This window comes from Nocardiopsis sp. TNDT3, from assembly GCF_003427465.1.
Lineage (GTDB): Bacteria > Actinomycetota > Actinomycetes > Streptosporangiales > Streptosporangiaceae > Nocardiopsis > Nocardiopsis dassonvillei.
Genome location: NZ_QPFC01001248.1, coordinates 1 through 1,391, shown reverse-complemented (window position 1 = coordinate 1,391; position 1,391 = coordinate 1). Strand labels below are relative to the sequence as shown.

The window sequence follows — 1,391 nt, the reverse complement described above, 5'->3', positions numbered from 1 at the left end:
GGCCAGATGACGGCGATGTCGTTGCGCGTGCCGTGGCTTCCGGCGCCCGTCTTGTCGCCGACCCTCCAGTCCCCGGGCACCCCGGCGCGGATCAGCGCGTCGCCGGTGGTGTTGTTGACGAGCAGGTCGTTGAGCACCTCGCGCCGGTCCTCGGGCAGGGCGTCGCCGAGGGTGAACTCGCGCAGGTTCCCCGCCATGGCGCGGGGCGTGCTCGTGTCGCTGGTGTCCCCGGGGGTCCAGTCGTTCAGTTCGGTCTCGATCCGCTCCGGGTCGGTGACGTCGTCGCCGATCGCCTCCAGTTCGTCCTCGAACGCGTCCGGTCCGCCCAGCTCCTCGAAGAGCAGGTTGGCGGCGGTGTTGTCGCTGTAGCGGACGGCGGCGTCGGCCACCTCCATCAGCGTCATGCCCGTGTCCACGTGCTGCTCGGTGACCGGCGAGTAGTCGACCAGGTCCTCCTCGGTGAAGGTGACGACCTCCTCCATCTCCTCGGGCGTGTTCTGCTGGAGCACCAGCGCCGCGGTCAGGGCCTTGTGCGTCGAGGCGTAGGCGAACCGCTCGTCGGGCCGGTGCTCGACCTCCTCGCCGCTGCCCGTGTCCACCGCGTAGACGCCCAGCCGCGCGTCGAACTCCTCCTCCAACCGCTCGAACTCCCGGGCGGGACCGCCGGAGGCCGCCGGAGAGGCCGACTGCTCCGCCTCGGGGGTCGCGGCGCCGTTGGCCGCCGCGCAGCCGGTGGCGGGGACGAGGACGACCGCGGCCAGGGCCGCGAGTCCGGTGCGCCGGTGGGATGAGAACACCATGTGTGCCTGCTCTTCCTGTCCTGGGTGTGCGCGGGTCTTCGTCCGGGGCCGAAGGCGGCCCGGACACGGAAGACCCCCGGTCAGCCGTGCGGGAACCCGCACGCGCCGCCCTGTCGGGCGGCCTCGACCAGCAGTCTGACCGCTGGCAATGATGCTGTCCAAGACAGAAACGACCATTTCCATGCCAGAACGGCATACCATGAGGGCCATGGACCTCGTCGGCGCCTGCAAGGCGTTCGTGAACGTGAGCGAGAGGGGCAGCTTCACCCTCGGAGCCGCCGCCGCGCGCATTCCCCAGCCGGTCGCCAGCAGGCGCATCGCCGCCCTGGAGAGACACCTGGGCGCCCGCCTGTTCGACCGCTCCACCCGCCGGGCCACCCTCACCCAGTTCGGCCGCGACATGCTGCCCTCGGCCAGGCGCCTGGTCCGGCTGGCCGAGGAGATGGAGCACGACGCCGAGAGGGCGGCGCTGCGTCCGCTGCGCCTGGCCGTGCCCGACACCTGCGCCACGCGCGACCTCGCCCTCCTGGGCGCCGAGGCCCGCGAGGAGGGCATCCACCTGGACTTCCGCTCCGCCGCGCCCGCGGCGCG

At 72.5% G+C, this 1,391-nt stretch carries 2 protein-coding genes; one reads left to right on the top strand and one right to left on the bottom strand.

Going from position 1 to position 1,391, the window contains the following annotated elements; translation table 11 throughout:
- Nucleotides 1-800: class A beta-lactamase (bla, locus tag DQW06_RS26470; protein WP_117199521.1), on the bottom strand; the 800-nt coding region annotated here is incomplete at its 3' end.
- A 208-nt stretch (nucleotides 801-1,008) separates the two neighbouring features.
- On the opposite strand from bla, the gene DQW06_RS26465 reads away from it, so the two are divergent.
- Nucleotides 1,009-1,391 (top strand): LysR family transcriptional regulator (locus DQW06_RS26465; RefSeq protein WP_117199520.1); only part of this gene is annotated, 383 nt, incomplete at its 3' end.